Origin of the sequence: Kribbella koreensis, from assembly GCF_039525325.1 — a bacterium.
Lineage (GTDB): Bacteria > Actinomycetota > Actinomycetes > Propionibacteriales > Kribbellaceae > Kribbella > Kribbella koreensis.
Map to the genome: position 1 here is coordinate 716972 of NZ_BAAAHK010000007.1, position 13426 is coordinate 730397.

Below are 13426 nucleotides of genomic sequence, written 5' to 3' on the forward strand. Positions count from 1 at the left end.
TTCAAGGTCGCCGTTCGGTGTTCAAGGTGCGCAGTTCTGAGCCGGGTGTACCGGGTCGTGGGTCAGCCGAAGGGCTGGCGTTCGTGGTTGTGAGTGGGGTCCTGCTGGGCTGGGTAGCCATTGGTGGCGGAGGCCTGGGGTGGGTGGACTGCGTGGTGCGAGTGGTCGTGGGGTGAGCGGGCGGCATGGGCACCTTCGCCGTGTGGCGCATGGGCGGCGTGATCGGCGTCGCCGTGAGGCGCATGGGCGGCGTGATCGGCGTCGCCGTGAGGCGCATGGGCGGCGTGGTCGGGGTCGGCCCCGTGGGGGTTGGTCCCGTGGGGGTTGGTCCCGTGGGGGTTGGTCCCGTGGGGGTTGGTCCCGTGGGGGTTGGTGATGGATGTGGGTGGGGCTGCGGGTGGGGTGGGGGTGTTGGAGAGGCCGTCTCGGATGGTGCTCAGGAGGCGTTGTTCTACTGCTTCCAGTTCGGCGATTCGGTGGCGGATTGCTTCCTCCTCCTCGCGAGCTGTTGCCAGGAGTTCGTCGGCCTCGGTGCGGGCGGTCTCGCGGAGGTGGTCGGCGGTGCGTTGGCTGGCGGAGAGGACGCTGAGTTCGTAGCGGCGGAGTTCGTCGACCAAGTCGTCGTTGGGGCGTTGGGCGCTCAGGAGGGCGGCAGCCGGGTTGGACGGGTCGACCGGGACCGGGAGGGTCGACTCCAGGTCGGCGATTTGCTGGTCGACTCGGGTGAAGAGGTCGGCTACGTCGGTGCGCATCTGGCGGATGACGGTTGCGGCCGCTTGCACGCGCTCGCTCGCCTCGCGTTCGCGTTCGCGAGCGGTCCGTTCGGCCGAGGTGATCACGTCGAGCGCGACAACGGCGGCTCGCGCAGCTGGATCGTTCGGCATCGGTACCGCACCCGCACCCCCAGCCCGAGCACTGCCAAGGCCAGGGGCAGCGCCTGACGGGCCGTCCGCCAGAGCAGCAGCAGCATCGGTCGGTACCGCGCCCGCGTCACCCGCCATTCCGACAGTACGACGCAGTGGCACCTCGCGGATGAACAGCACCGCAAGCAGGCTGACCACAGCGGAGCAGGCTGCGATCAGGAAGATCCGCCCGGTCGCATCGCCATAAGCGTGCCTGACGATCTCACCCAACTGCGGTGGCAACGACCCGACATCCAGCACACTCGTCCCCGACCCGTCCTGCAATGCCCGGCCGACCGCGGCACCGTCCGGGCCGAGCGCGCGGATGTTCTCGGTGATCAGGTCCTTGACCCGCGTCGCCAGTACCGCCCCCAGCACGGAGACACCGACAGCACCGCCGAGGCTGCGGAAGAAGGTCACCGACGCGCTGGCGGCGCCGACCTCGCTGACGTCGACGGTGTTCTGGACGGCGAGTACGAGGTTCTGCATCATCATGCCCATCCCGATGCCCATGCCGAGCATGCCGAGGCCGATGTACCAGTACGGGCTGGTGTGATCGATCGTGCCGAGCACCCCGAGCCCCGCCGCAAGGAACAACCCACCAAGAACCAGGTACCGCTTCCACTTGCCGAATCGCGTGATCAACTGCCCGGCCCCGACCGACCCCAGGAACGACCCGAACATCATCGGAATCGTCAGCAACCCAGCCTCGGTAGCGCTGTAACCACGAGCCAACTGGAAGTACTGCCCAAGAAACACAGCACTACCGAACATCGCCACACCAACAGCAAGACTGGCCACGATCGCCAGCGCCGTGGTCCGTTCGCGCACCACACCCATCGGCACCAGCGGCTCGCTCGCCTTGGTCTCGACGACGACCGCCAGCAGCGCGAGTACGAAGGCACCACCCAGATACGCGCCCGTCTCCCACGACCACCACGGAAAGTGCGCACCCGCGAAAGACACCCAGATCAACGGCAAACTGGCGGCGCCACTGATCAGCAAAGCGCCGAGGTAGTCGATCCGCACCCGACGCTTGACCAGCGGCAGATGCAGATAGCGCTGCAACACCACCAGGCTGATCACAGCCAACGGCACGCAGACGTAGAAGCACCAACGCCACCCCAGCCAGGACGTATCGACGATGACCCCACCGATGAGCGGCCCACTGACGGTCGCCAACGCCATCGTCGCGCCCATGTACCCGGAGTACCGCCCTCGATCCCGCGGTGGGATCGCCGCCCCGATGATCGCCTGGGCCAGCGCCATCAACCCACCCATCGCCAGCCCCTGCAGCACCCGCGCACCGATCAGGAACGGCACGTTGTGCGCCATCCCCGCCAGCACCGACCCGATCACGAACAAAGTGATCGCCAACTGGACGAGCAGCTTCTTGCTCATCAGGTCGGAGAGCTTGCCCCAGACCGGTGTCGACACCGTCATCGCGAGCAGGCTGGCGGTGATCACCCACGTGTACTGCGTCTGCGACCCCTCGAGGTCGGCGATGATCGTCGGCAGTGCGTTGCTGACGATGGTCGAGCTGAGGATCGCGGTGAACAACGCGGCCAGCAGCCCGGCCAGAATCTCGAGGATCTCCCGATGCGTCAGCGCCGGATCCCCGACAGCTGCTGGTATCGCGGCGGGTCCTGCGTCGGGCGGTGCCAAGGTCTCGGTGGCAGACATCGTGGGTCCGTTCTCCTGCGCGCTGGGGTCGATCAGGCCGGCGCAGCTGATCGAGCTGCCCCGGGGCGGAGGAGTACGGCCGGCACTTCGCCGTACGGCGAAGCCTCACCCGGCAGTGAACGTATTTGGTTGCAGGACCCAACGATAAGCCCGGTCACCGTGAGAGGCCCCGGCGGGCCCTGACAGCACCACCGGGGCTTCTTGTTGATTACTCAACAGCTCCGAACTGTACGCCTGGAAACGCTTCCGCAGGCAGGCTCGTCTCAGGAATCGGGCAGGCTCGAGCGAGGGCCCGGAGCGCTCATACGCCGACGCGTTCGCCGAGTAGCTGTACCGCGTTCGCCGTCGTGCGGGTGCGCCAGTCGACGGCGGCCGAGGACTGGTCGAGGGCAGCGATCTGCGCGACGACTGCCGAGGCCGGGGTGAAGCAGTAGTCGCTGCCGTAGAGGAGACGATCGGTGTCGGCCACCGGGGTGCCACTGACGTCGTACCAAAGCTCCCGCAACTGAGGCGTCACGCTGGGCAGGTCGGGAGCGTAGAGGTCGAGGCGGTCGCCTAGAAGCGGCAAGACTCCACCAGCGTGGGCGATGATGAACTGGACCTTCGGGAAGCGCCTGAAGATTCCAGTCAACGCCAGGTCGGCCACTGCTCGCGCACTGTCGAACAGGAACTCGATCATCGGCCGCGGCCGGTCCAGCGCAACCTGCCGCCACTGCGGCGGCGAAGTGGGATGCAGGAACACCACTGCCGACCGCGCGTCCAACTCCCGCCACAGCTGATCCCACGACGGGTCCCCGGGGTACTGCCCACCTGCATTGCTAGTCAGTACGACGCCATCCGCCTGCAACACGTCCAGCGCGTACTGCGCTTCCACCAGCGCTCCATCGACATCCGGCAAGGGCAGACTCGCGAAGAACCCGAACCGCCCCGGGTGCTGCCGCCCCAACTCAGCCGCTGCCTCGTTGACCCGCCGTGCGAGCACCTGCGCCCGGAAGTCGTCCCCGAAGTGGACCCCTGGCGACGACACCGAGAGCACCGACTTGGCGATCCCAGTGCTGTCCATCAGGTCCAGGTGCCGCTGCACACTCCACTCCGGCCAGGCAGGCAGCCCGTCGGGCCGGACATGCCCGGCCCGCTCGGCTGCTGCGACGTACTCGGGAAGCAGGAAGTGCGCGTGGACGTCGATGAGTCCCATGATCAGACCGCGGGGTGCAGCAGGTCGTCGAGCCCGATCCGGCGCAGGAGCTCAGCGCGGACCCGGTCCGCCACCGGGTTGACCACTGCGGCGCCATCCTCGGACGGGTCGATGTGCACGCGGAACGGGCGACGCCCCTTCTCGGTGTCGACCACGGTCACGATCGCCTTGGCCACCTCAGTCACGTCGGCCCACGAGGGCTCCAGCTCCGCCAGCTTCTGGGAGACCTGGTCCATCAGGCCGGCGTACTTCTCGTCGTACGCGGCCGCCACCTCCACGTCGTATGGCCTGCCGCTGTGGGCGAAGTGGTTGGTGCCGCTGGTGAAGGCACCAGGCACGATGATGGTGGTCTCGATGCCGAACCTCGCCAGCTCCAGCGCGTAGCTGGCGGCCAGTGCGTCCATACCGGCCTTCGCCGCGAAGTACGGGGCCAGGTACGGCGGGGTGCCGCCGCGGGTGCTCGAGCTACCGACCCAGACGACCAGCCCGTCGCGCTGCTCACGCAGGTGCGGCAGAGCGGCCCGGTTGAGTCGCTGCGTGCCGATGACGTTGGTGTCATAGATGTCGGCCAGCTGCTCCGGCGTGAACGCTTCGGCCGGGCCGAGGACCATATGGCCGGCGTTGTGGATGAGTACGTCGAGCTTGCCCTGCTCGGCGATCACCGTCTGCACGGCCTGCTCGACCGATTCCTCGGTACTGACGTCAAGCTCGACAGCGCGGAGGTCGACGCGGTGCTCTTCGGAGTACTGCTTGGCCTCGGCTGCTGCGGAGGCGTTGTGGCCGGCGAGGCCGCGCATTCCGGCGTACACGATGTGGCCCGCGTCGGCGAGCGCATGGGCGGTGAGGGCGCCGAAGCCGCTCGAAGCACCGCTGATCAGGATCACCTTGCTCATGCCGCGGAGCCGCCGTTCGCGTAGATGACCTGGCCGTTGATCCAGCGCGCGGGGCCGGCCAGGAAGTGGACGATCTCGGCGATGTCCTCGGGCTGGCCGAGACGCTCCAGCGGGGGCTCGGCGGCGATCCGGTCGACGAGTTCCTGCGGCTTGCCGTCGAAGAACATGGCGGTCGCGGTCGGGCCGGGAGCGACCGCGTTGACGGTGATGTCGCGGCCACGGAGTTCGCGGGCGAGGATCAGGGTGATCGCCTCGACGCCGCCCTTGGATGCGGCGTACGCCGAGTAGCCCGGGCGGGCCAGCCTGGTGAGCGAGCTGGAGAGGTTGATGATCGCGCCGCCGCTGCGGACCCGGCGGGCGGCCTGCTGGTCGACCACGAAGGTGCCGCGCAGGTTGGTCCGGATGACCTGGTCGAAGACGTCCAGGTCGAGGTCGCTCAGCGGCGACAGCGGCATGATGCCGGCCGCGTGGACGACGACGTCGACTCCGCCGAAGGTCTCCTCGGCCCGGTCGAACAGCGCCTTCACCGCGTTCTCGTCGGCGACGTCGGCCTGGACCGCGATCGCCCGGCCGCCGGCCTGCTCGACCTCCTTGACGGCCTGGTCTGCCTCGGCGGGGCTGCCGCTGTAGGTCACCACCACGGCGTATCCGTCCCGCCCGAGGCGGCCGGCGGTCTCTCGCCCGATTCCACGCGAGCCACCGGTCACGATCGCGACCCGCTCGGTGGTGGTTGTGTTCTCAGTCATCGTCCTGCTCCAGATCTCGGTGTCGTGTTTTTCCTGACACTTAGATCTTGCGGCGGGAGATGGATCAAGTCCAACGACTCATCTCGATGGGCAGATCAGTTTTGTTGATCCATCAGATCACGGCCGACCTCGGTCCCGGCAGGGCGCTGGAGGTGGGCGGTGACCAGGCCGAGCAAGGCCCGGAGCGCCGCGGACGGCTTCCGCTTCCGCAGGGTGGCCACGTAGAGCGACCACTGGAAGGCCTCGCCGACGATCGGGACCGAGCGGATCTTCTCGTCACCGGCGACGGCGTACCCGGGCAGGATGCCGAGGCCGACACCGTGCCGGACGAACTGCACGCCGTTGTCGATACCGAGCGCCTCCACCACGACGTGCCGCTCGATCCCCGCCGCCTCGAACTTCTGGTCGATCAGCGTCCGGGTGCCGAACCCCGGCGGAAAGTCCACGAAGGCCTCGTCGGCGAGGTCGGCCAGCGTGACGGACCGGCGCCGGGCAAGCCGGTGCCCCGTCGGCACGGCCAGCACCTGCGGCACCTTCAGCAGCTCCCAGGCGGTCAGCTCGCGCGGCACGCTGCCCGCACCGACCCCGAGGAAGCCGACGTCGATGTCCCCGTTGCGCAGCCCGACGATCACCCCGGCCGACCCCTCGGGCTCGACCCGCAACTGCAGTTCGACGTTCTGGTACCGCCGCCTGAACTCACCAGCCGCCGCAGGTAGGTCGATCAGCCCGAGCCCAGGCAGCAGCCCGACTCGCACGGTCCCGCGCATCCCCGCGCCCAGCTCGTCCACCACATCCCGAGCCCCTTGCACCGCATCCATCACCGCGAGCGCCTCGGGCAACAGCGCAGTACCGGCCTCAGTCAGTACGACGCGCTGCGCGTTCCGCTCGAACAGCGTGACCTTGAGGTCCTTCTCCAACGTCGCGATCGCCGCACTGACCGCACTCTGCACCACATGCAGCCGCCGCGCCGCGAGCGTAAAACTCCGCTCATGCGCCACGGCCACGAAGTACTCCAACTGCCGCAACTCCATGCCAGAGATTAGCGCCGCACGGCCCACAACAGCGCGTGCCCACCGACCCCCTCGGGGACGAACTCCTCACGCTCCACCACGAACCCCGCCTCCTCGACCCACCCCCGAGTCGTCCCAGCGTCGGCATGGCTCCACCACATGGGCACGCCCCCATCGAGCCAATTCTCCTCGGCCCCGGTCCACGCGGCAGCACCGACGGTCGCCACGAAGAGCCCGCCGGGCCGTACCCACTCACCGATCTTGCGCAACAACTCCTGCTGCTCGTCCAGCGGAATGTGGATGAGCGCATAGAACGACACCACCGCATCAACCGCAGCCGGCGGGAACTGCAGCCGCGCAGCATCCGCCTGAAGAAAGGTCGCCGCTGGAACACGCTCGCGCGCCCACTGGACCTGTACTTCGCTGATGTCGACGCCGGTCACCTGGTGACCGGCCTCGGCCAGCGTGAGCGCCACCGGGATTCCCGAGCCGCATCCCAGGTCGAGGATGCGGCTCGGTCCGGAGAGGCGGTCGAGCAGTTCCGCCAGCCAGGGCCCGTACTTCGATTCGCCGTCGAAAGCCTCGTCGTAGCGGGCGGACAGCGCGTCGTACCCGCGCCGTACCAACTCCTTGGCCGCCTCGTTGTCCATAGCTCGGGAGGCTAGTCGGTGAGGGATCTGATCGTCTTGGTGATTTCGTCGGGCGACTCCTCGGCCATGAAGTGGCCGGCGGTGGTGGTGGAGTGGTGGAGGTTGGGGGCCCAGGCGGACCAGAGGGCGGCGGCGTCGAAGCCGAGTGCGGAGCCCCAGTCCTGCTGGACCACCGCGACGGGCATGGTCAATTTGTTGCCGGCGGCAAGGTCTTCGCGGTCGTGGGTGATGTCGATGCCGGCGCTGGCGCGGTAGTCGGCGACGATCGACGGGATCGCTTCGCGTGATGCCTTCAGGTAGGCGGCGCGGACGTCGGTCGGGATCGCGGCCGGGTCCTTGATCCACAGGTCCAGGAAGTAGCCGAAGAAGGCGTCGGGAGCCGAGGCGATCAGTTGCTCGGGGAGGCCGGGTGGCTGCGCCATCAGGTAGAGGTGGAAGGCGACGGCCGCGTTGACGCCGTGCATCGCGTCCCACATGTCCAAGGTCGGCAGCACGTCGAGGCAAGCGAGGTGGGTGATCTTGTCCGGGTGGTCGAGTCCGGCCCGGAACGCCACGAGCGCACCGCGGTCATGCCCGACCAGCGCGAACTGGGAGTGCCCCAAAGCTTCGGCCAGCGCCACGATGTCGGCGGCCATCGTGCGTTTCGAGTACGTCGTACCGTCGGTCTCCGCGGGCTTGTCGCTGTCGCCGTACCCGCGCAGATCGGGGCAGATCACCGTGTGGTCGGTGGCCAGCGAAGCGGCGACGTGCCGCCAGATCAGGTGGGTCTGCGGGAAGCCGTGGAGGAGCACGATCGGGCTGCCTTGGCCGCCGACGGCCGCGTTGAGCGAGACGCCGTCGGCGACCTCGATGCGCTGGTAGCCGAATCCGGGGATAGTCATTTCGTCTGTCACACCCCGAAGCCTGCCGCGCGCCGATGAGCATCCGATGAGCAGCGCTATACGGTGACCAGGTGGTGGCTTTCGGCGTACTCGGACCGGTCACGGCCTGGCGGGACGGCGCGGAACTCGCGCTCAAGGGCCCGCGCCACCGCGCAGTACTCGCCCGCCTGATCATCGCCCGCGGCCGCGTCGTCCCCGTCGATTCGCTCGTCGCCGACCTGTGGACGGTCCCACCAGACGGCGCCACGAGCGCGGTCCGCACCTTCGTCGCGGCACTGCGTCGAGCGCTGGAACCCAACCGCCCACCACGTTCGAAGCCCACCCTGCTCATCACCGAAGGCCCCGGCTACGCCCTGAAAGCAACAGACGTCGACGCCTGGCGGTTCGAGCAACTGATGGCCGGCCAGCCAACGCTGGAAGAGCTACAAGACGCACTGGACTGGTGGCGAGGCCCCGCCTACGCGGAGTACGCCGACGCCCCTTGGGCCCACGCCGAACGCTCCAAGCTCGCAGAGCTCCGACTGACCGCCATAGAACGCCAGGCCGAAGCACAACTAGCCCTAGGCCTGGCAGCAGAGGCAGTACCGGCCTTGGACGCGCATGTGACCGAGCACCCCTGGCGCGAGGACGCCTGGCGTCTACTAGCCCTGGCCCTCTACCGCAGCGACCGCCAGGGCGACGCTCTAGCCGTACTACGTAACGCCCGGACCCTCCTCATCGAACAACTCGGCGTCGACCCCACCCCAGCGCTCCAGCGCCTCGAGACCGACATCCTCAACCAGGCCGAGCACCTGAGCCCTCAAGCGGCCGGACAGGTCTGGGCCAGAGCCACTGCCGCCTACGACCGGGCAGTGGCCTCCACCGCCCGCGCACGACTCGAGTCGACCGTCGGACTCCTCCGCAACCTCGCAGTGACCGGCGGAACCGGCCTGGAGGCGGCCCGCGAACACAGGCTGGCAGCCATAACCGCCGCCGAGGAACTGGGCGACCCAGAGCTGACAGCCCGAGTCATCGGCCTGTACGACGTACCGGCGATCTGGACGCGCTCCGACGACCAGGAGCAGGCCGATGCGATCGTTGCCGCCTCAGAGCGAGCCCTGACAGCCGCCACCCAGCCAGCAGTTCGAGCCCGTCTCCTGGCCACAGTGGCGATCGAATCGCGCGGCAGCAAGAGCACCCGAGCGCTAGCCGCAGCGCAGGAAGCAGTCGCGCTAGCCAGGCAGCTGGAAGACCCGGCCCTGCTCGCCTTCGCCCTCAACAGCCTGTTCATGCAGACCTTCTACCGAGCCGGCCTAGCCCCAGAACGCGACCAGATCGGCGCAGAGCTGATCACCTTGGCCAGTCGCCACGACCTGACCACCTACGAGGTACTGGGCCACCTCATCCGCATGCAAGCCCGCAGCGCACTAGCGGACTTCGCCACTGCCGACACCCACGCAGCAGCAGCCGATGACCTGGCGGCCAGACGAGAGCTACCACTGGTCGCCGTCTTCACCACCTTGTACCGAGCCATGAGGGCAGGCAACGAAGCCGCGTACCAGGTGGTCGACACCTCGAGCATGCCCGGCCTGCTCGCGGATCTGCAGCAAGGGACCCCGCAAACAGAGCCACGCAACGACCTCCTCCTAGAGGCTCACTGGTGCCTGATCGCCAAGGCGGCCATCGAGCAGGACGACCAGCCGACCATGCGACGCGCACTGGAAGTACTGACTCCTGCAGCCGGTCAACTGGCCGCAGGCAGCGGCCTGCTCAACCTCGGTCCCATCGACGAGTACCTGCACGAGCTCGCAGCTCATGTAGAGAACCCTGGCCCGCCTCCGACCTAGGCATATGGACCTCCAGAAGCTGGTGCAGGACAAGATCGACGGCCTGGTCTCCTCTGGAGCCGAGACCGGACTCCAGCTCGCTGTCTACCGCGCTGGCCGAGGCCGGGCTCTGGTGGGAACCGGGCACCAAGACTGCCTACCACGCCCTGACCTTCGGCTTCCTGATCGGTGAGCTGGTCCGCCGAGCCACCGGCCAACCGATCTCCCGGCTCCTCCGCCGGAATGCTCGGCGCAGTGGATGGAGTGCAGCTGTTCAGCCCAGCGCTGACGGGCGTCGACGAACTGTTCGGGAATCAAGCGACCTGGACGCTGGGACTGCCGCTCGGCCGACTCGGATCGTCGGCGCAAGAAGCTCCGACAAGCTTCGGCATGCCGGGGACGGGTGGCAGCGCGGCCTGGGCGGATACCGCCAGTGGCGTGAGCTTCGGGGCTGACCAAGAACCGGTTCGAGCCGAGCGGAGCCGAGGTTGCCGTCGCGATCGGCAACCTGGTGGCCGGTACTACTGCTCTGTAGTTACGGCTTGCGAACGGACTGCTGATCCACCCAGACCAAGTGGCCGTGGTGGCTGACCAGCACTTCGCCGCTGCGGTGGGCCAGGGCCTGGCCGGCGATCCATCGACCGCCCAGCTGGACCTGGACTTCTTCCGGCCGCGCGCTGGTGGGGCGCACGGAGGTGGCAACAGGCATGGCACCAGACTTCTGGACAGGGGCGGAGACGGATTTACGGCGTCGTAGAGCAGGGACTGGGTGGTGATGCAGATCGGTCATAGTCGTCCTCGGCAGGGACCGCAGTCGTCGACGCATCCAACGCCGGCTGGCTGCTCAACCAAAGGCCACCTTACAACCGGTCACCACCGCGAACCCAGCGGTATCTCGAACTGTCCGAACACCGGTTACCCGGCATTCATTCCCAACCAGGTAAGGACTTTTCGAACCGTCCGTCCCTAAATCCGTCCCGCCTCAGGGGTCAGCCGCGGTCCGGGAGTTGCTGCAGCGCCCAGCCGTTGCCGTCCGGGTCGTCGAAGAAGACGAAGCTGCCCCAGGCGAAGTCCTGCACCTCGCTGACCTCGACGCCACGACCGGCCAGTTCGGCCCGCGCGGCGGCGACATCCGCGACGACCACCTGCAGACCGCGCACCGACCCAGGCTCGGCCTGCGGCATCCCGGTGCCGATGGCGATCGAGCACGCGGAGCCCGGCGGGGTCAGCTGGACGAACCTGAGCTCGTCGGTGACCTGGTGGTCATGGTCGGCGTTGAAGCCGATCTTCTCGGTGTAGAAGGCCTTGGCCCGGTCCACGTCCGCCACCGGCACCGAGACCAACTCCAGCTTCCAGTCCATCGCAGTTCCCTCCCGCTCGCTGATGAGACTCAGAACGTATCGCGGGTAGCGGTCACTTCCTGGCCGCTACTCGATCGTCTGCTTGCCGTCACGGAGCGTGGGTACCGGGCTTTCATGACCACGCACCCGGAAACCATCCATGAGGACCATCAGGAGCAGCACGTCGGCGCCCTGGTCGCTCAGCTCAGCAACGACGTGAGCCGGCTGGTGCGCGACGAGTTGCAGCTGGCCAAGGCCGAGCTCAAGGACAAGGGCAAGGAGGCCGGGATCGGCATCGGCTTGTTCGGTGGCGCCGGAACGGTCGCCGTGTACGGCGTCGGCGCGCTGGTCGCCGCGGCGATTCTCGGCCTGGCGGCCGCCGTACCGGCCTGGTTGTCGGCGCTGATCGTCGCGCTGGTGCTGTTCGCGATCGCCGGCGGCGCGGCGCTGCTCGGCAAGCGGCATGTCAGCCACGCGACTCCGCCCATGCCTGAACACGCCGTCGAAGGCGTGCACGAGGATCTCGAGGCCCTCAAGGGCCACCAGCCGGAAGGGAAGGTCAGCGCATGACCACCACCAAAGACACCACGATGACCGAAACCGAAGCCCTCCGGGCCGACCTCGAACTGACCCGCCGACACCTGGCCGACACCGTCCAGCAACTGACCCGTCAGCTCAACGTCCCCCGCCGCATCAAGGAGTCGGCAGCAAGCGCCGGCCATCGGGCTGTACAAGCAGCCGGTACGGCCGGCGAGCGCGCCAAGGACAGCGCCCGGAACCTGCCGGCCCGCGCCAAGGAGATGCCCGCGACCGCACGGCAGCACCCGAAGGCCACCGCCGCCGTCGGCGGTGCCGTGGCGTTGGGTGTCGGCGCGGCCGCTTGGATTGTGGGGCGGGGTCGGTGAGCAAAGCCGCCAAGATCGCGTATCGGCCGTTCGGGCTGCTGTCGGGGATCGCGGGTGGGCTGGTCGCGGGGGCTGTGTTCAAACAGGTCTGGCGGCGGATCAGCGATGAGGACGACGCACCCGACGCGCTGCAGGCGGAGTACCCGTGGCGCCAGGTCCTGCTCGCGGCCGCCTTGCAGGGAGCGGTGTACGCCGTGGTCAAAGCAGCGATCGACCGCGGTGGCGCGAAAGCTTTCGAGCGCTGGACCGGGGAGTGGCCGGGGAACTGACGGATGTGACCCGTGCCTCGATTGAGAACGGCTCTGAAGGGCACTGGAAGAGCAGCAAACAACGGTTGCCATGGGCCCCGGCGTTGAGCAGACAGCGCCGGGGCCGCACCGTGCCCGGCGGTCACACTCGGCGCTCGGTGTCGGGCAAATGGCCGACAGTTTCTTCGTTCTCTGTAAGGGATTGGTGTTCTCTGCCCTGAACCCTCGACGGGTGACCGTCAGTAGCACTAGCGTCCCATTCTTCTGGCGGTCGAGTGTGTGGAGAAGGTCCGACAGGCATGGACGTCGATTTACGGCTGGTGCGGTACTTCCTGGTGATGTCGGAGGAACTGCACTTCACCGCCGCGGCACGCCGGCTGTACGTCTCTCAACCAGCCTTGAGCAACCAGATCCGCCGGCTCGAGACCCAGCTCGGCGCCCAGCTGTTCGACCGCTCCCCTCGCGGCGTGACACTGACCGCCGCCGGTGACGCCTTCCTCCCGCACGCCCGTGGCGCTCTGGAGGCGATCAGGTCCGGGGTCGCCGACGCCACCGCCGCCGCGCAGCGCGACCAGGTACTCCGGATCGACGTACTCCACACCAATCTCGCCACCCCGCGCGCCGTACTCGCCCGGCTGCGCGACCGCCTGCCGTCGTTCCGGCTCGAGATCACCAGCCGCGGCACCCGCGAGCAACAGCAACGCCTGCTCGCCGGTGAACTCGACCTGGCCCTCTGCGGCTCCACCGCCCGCTGCCCCGACGGAGTCATGCAGCGCATCATCCGCCGCGAAGCCCTCGGGGTCGCCCTCCCGGCGCGGCACCCACTCGCGTCCGCGGAGTCAGTCGCAGTACGTGAGCTCACGGATGAGCTCCACTACCTACCCCAGGACGACCTCGCCCCGGAGTGGAACGAGTTCGTCCTCGCCTGCTGCCGTACCGCGGGATTCGCCCCGCGCCGCCATCCGGCCAGCGGCAGCTCAGCGGCCGAATTGGTCAAGGCCGGCGAATGCGTAGCGCTCGGTCTCCTGTCCACTCCGTACCCACCCGGCGTAGTGGTCCGACCACTCGCGGCAGGCGTACCGCCGTACGGATGGTCGCTGCGCTGGCGCGACTCACCCCGTACTCCGGCAGCCGCGCTGGCCGTGTTGCGAAGCCTCGACTGAACGTT

General features: G+C 68.2%; 15 protein-coding genes. 6 read left to right on the forward strand and 9 right to left on the reverse strand.

The window, feature by feature from the left end; translation table 11 throughout:
- Positions 1 to 62 precede the first annotated feature (62 nt).
- The 7 genes from ABD116_RS17440 to ABD116_RS17470 form a co-directional block, all read right to left on the reverse strand.
- Positions 63 to 2585: an MFS transporter gene (locus tag ABD116_RS17440; protein WP_343970601.1), complete on the reverse strand. Its 2523-nt coding sequence runs from the start codon at positions 2583 to 2585 to the stop codon at positions 63 to 65.
- Positions 2586 to 2886: 301 nt separating this feature from the next.
- Positions 2887 to 3780, reverse strand: coding sequence for an amidohydrolase family protein (locus ABD116_RS17445; protein WP_343970604.1), 894 nt, complete (start codon positions 3778 to 3780; stop codon positions 2887 to 2889).
- Positions 3781 to 3782: 2 nt separating this feature from the next.
- Complete coding sequence (locus ABD116_RS17450) at positions 3783 to 4673, reverse strand: SDR family oxidoreductase (RefSeq protein WP_343970607.1); 891 nt, start codon at positions 4671 to 4673, stop codon at positions 3783 to 3785.
- Positions 4670 to 5419, reverse strand: a complete 750-nt coding sequence (locus ABD116_RS17455; RefSeq protein ID WP_343970610.1) for an SDR family oxidoreductase — start codon at positions 5417 to 5419, stop codon at positions 4670 to 4672. The genes ABD116_RS17450 and ABD116_RS17455 overlap by 4 nt, the downstream gene beginning before the upstream one ends.
- Before the next feature lie 95 nt (positions 5420 to 5514).
- Positions 5515 to 6450 carry a LysR family transcriptional regulator gene (locus ABD116_RS17460; protein WP_343970613.1) on the reverse strand — a complete coding sequence of 312 codons (936 nt, stop codon included), beginning with the start codon at positions 6448 to 6450 and terminating at the stop codon, positions 5515 to 5517.
- 8 nt (positions 6451 to 6458) lie between these two features.
- Positions 6459 to 7079 (reverse strand): class I SAM-dependent methyltransferase, encoded by a 621-nt coding sequence (locus tag ABD116_RS17465; protein ID WP_343970616.1) that lies wholly within the window; start codon positions 7077 to 7079, stop codon positions 6459 to 6461.
- Positions 7080 to 7090: 11 nt separating this feature from the next.
- Entirely contained in the window at positions 7091 to 7972 is an 882-nt protein-coding gene (locus ABD116_RS17470; RefSeq protein ID WP_343970619.1) for an alpha/beta fold hydrolase, read from the reverse strand.
- Between the two features lie 59 nt (positions 7973 to 8031).
- Between ABD116_RS17470 and ABD116_RS17475 the strand changes: the two genes are divergently transcribed.
- Together ABD116_RS17475 and ABD116_RS41795 are read left to right on the forward strand one after the other, a co-directional pair.
- A complete protein-coding gene (locus ABD116_RS17475; protein ID WP_343970622.1) occupies positions 8032 to 9786 on the forward strand; it encodes an AfsR/SARP family transcriptional regulator in 1755 nt (584 codons plus the stop codon).
- Between the two features lie 80 nt (positions 9787 to 9866).
- Positions 9867 to 10220 (forward strand): serine hydrolase, encoded by a 354-nt coding sequence (locus ABD116_RS41795; protein ID WP_425552095.1) that lies wholly within the window; start codon positions 9867 to 9869, stop codon positions 10218 to 10220.
- An 80-nt stretch (positions 10221 to 10300) separates the two neighbouring features.
- Here the strand turns inward: ABD116_RS41795 and ABD116_RS17480 are convergent, their stop codons facing one another.
- Positions 10301 to 10474 carry a hypothetical protein gene (locus tag ABD116_RS17480; RefSeq protein ID WP_343970625.1) on the reverse strand — a complete coding sequence of 58 codons (174 nt, stop codon included), beginning with the start codon at positions 10472 to 10474 and terminating at the stop codon, positions 10301 to 10303.
- Between the two features lie 280 nt (positions 10475 to 10754).
- Positions 10755 to 11126 (reverse strand): glyoxalase superfamily protein, encoded by a 372-nt coding sequence (locus ABD116_RS17485; protein WP_343970628.1) that lies wholly within the window; start codon positions 11124 to 11126, stop codon positions 10755 to 10757.
- Between the two features lie 114 nt (positions 11127 to 11240).
- Here ABD116_RS17485 and ABD116_RS17490 point away from each other — a divergent pair, with 114 nt between their 5' ends.
- From ABD116_RS17490 to ABD116_RS17505, 4 genes are all read left to right on the forward strand, one after another.
- Positions 11241 to 11675, forward strand: coding sequence for a phage holin family protein (locus tag ABD116_RS17490; protein ID WP_343970631.1), 435 nt, complete (start codon positions 11241 to 11243; stop codon positions 11673 to 11675).
- Complete coding sequence (locus ABD116_RS17495; protein ID WP_343970634.1) at positions 11672 to 12010, forward strand: DUF3618 domain-containing protein; 339 nt, start codon at positions 11672 to 11674, stop codon at positions 12008 to 12010. Before ABD116_RS17490 ends, ABD116_RS17495 begins: the two co-directional genes overlap by 4 nt.
- Positions 12007 to 12279: a DUF4235 domain-containing protein gene (locus tag ABD116_RS17500; protein ID WP_343970637.1), complete on the forward strand. Its 273-nt coding sequence runs from the start codon at positions 12007 to 12009 to the stop codon at positions 12277 to 12279. Before ABD116_RS17495 ends, ABD116_RS17500 begins: the two co-directional genes overlap by 4 nt.
- A 278-nt stretch (positions 12280 to 12557) precedes the next feature.
- A complete protein-coding gene (locus tag ABD116_RS17505; RefSeq protein WP_343970640.1) occupies positions 12558 to 13421 on the forward strand; it encodes a LysR family transcriptional regulator in 864 nt (287 codons plus the stop codon).
- Positions 13422 to 13426: the final 5 nt, after the last annotated feature.

Excerpts from the sequence above, each read along its gene's own strand:
- ABD116_RS17440 (WP_343970601.1), bottom strand. The coding sequence starts at position 2,585 with ATGTCTGCCACCGAGACCTTGGCACCGCCCGACGCAGGACCCGCCGCG.
- ABD116_RS17445 (WP_343970604.1), bottom strand. The coding sequence starts at position 3,780 with ATGGGACTCATCGACGTCCACGCGCACTTCCTGCTTCCCGAGTACGTC.
- ABD116_RS17450 (WP_343970607.1), bottom strand. The coding sequence starts at position 4,673 with ATGAGCAAGGTGATCCTGATCAGCGGTGCTTCGAGCGGCTTCGGCGCC.
- ABD116_RS17455 (WP_343970610.1), bottom strand. The coding sequence starts at position 5,419 with ATGACTGAGAACACAACCACCACCGAGCGGGTCGCGATCGTGACCGGT.
- ABD116_RS17460 (WP_343970613.1), bottom strand. The coding sequence starts at position 6,450 with ATGGAGTTGCGGCAGTTGGAGTACTTCGTGGCCGTGGCGCATGAGCGG.
- ABD116_RS17465 (WP_343970616.1), bottom strand. The coding sequence starts at position 7,079 with ATGGACAACGAGGCGGCCAAGGAGTTGGTACGGCGCGGGTACGACGCG.
- ABD116_RS17480 (WP_343970625.1), bottom strand. The coding sequence starts at position 10,474 with ATGCCTGTTGCCACCTCCGTGCGCCCCACCAGCGCGCGGCCGGAAGAA.
- ABD116_RS17485 (WP_343970628.1), bottom strand. The coding sequence starts at position 11,126 with ATGGACTGGAAGCTGGAGTTGGTCTCGGTGCCGGTGGCGGACGTGGAC.
- ABD116_RS17490 (WP_343970631.1), top strand. The coding sequence starts at position 11,241 with ATGACCACGCACCCGGAAACCATCCATGAGGACCATCAGGAGCAGCAC.
- ABD116_RS17495 (WP_343970634.1), top strand. The coding sequence starts at position 11,672 with ATGACCACCACCAAAGACACCACGATGACCGAAACCGAAGCCCTCCGG.
- ABD116_RS17505 (WP_343970640.1), top strand. The coding sequence starts at position 12,558 with ATGGACGTCGATTTACGGCTGGTGCGGTACTTCCTGGTGATGTCGGAG.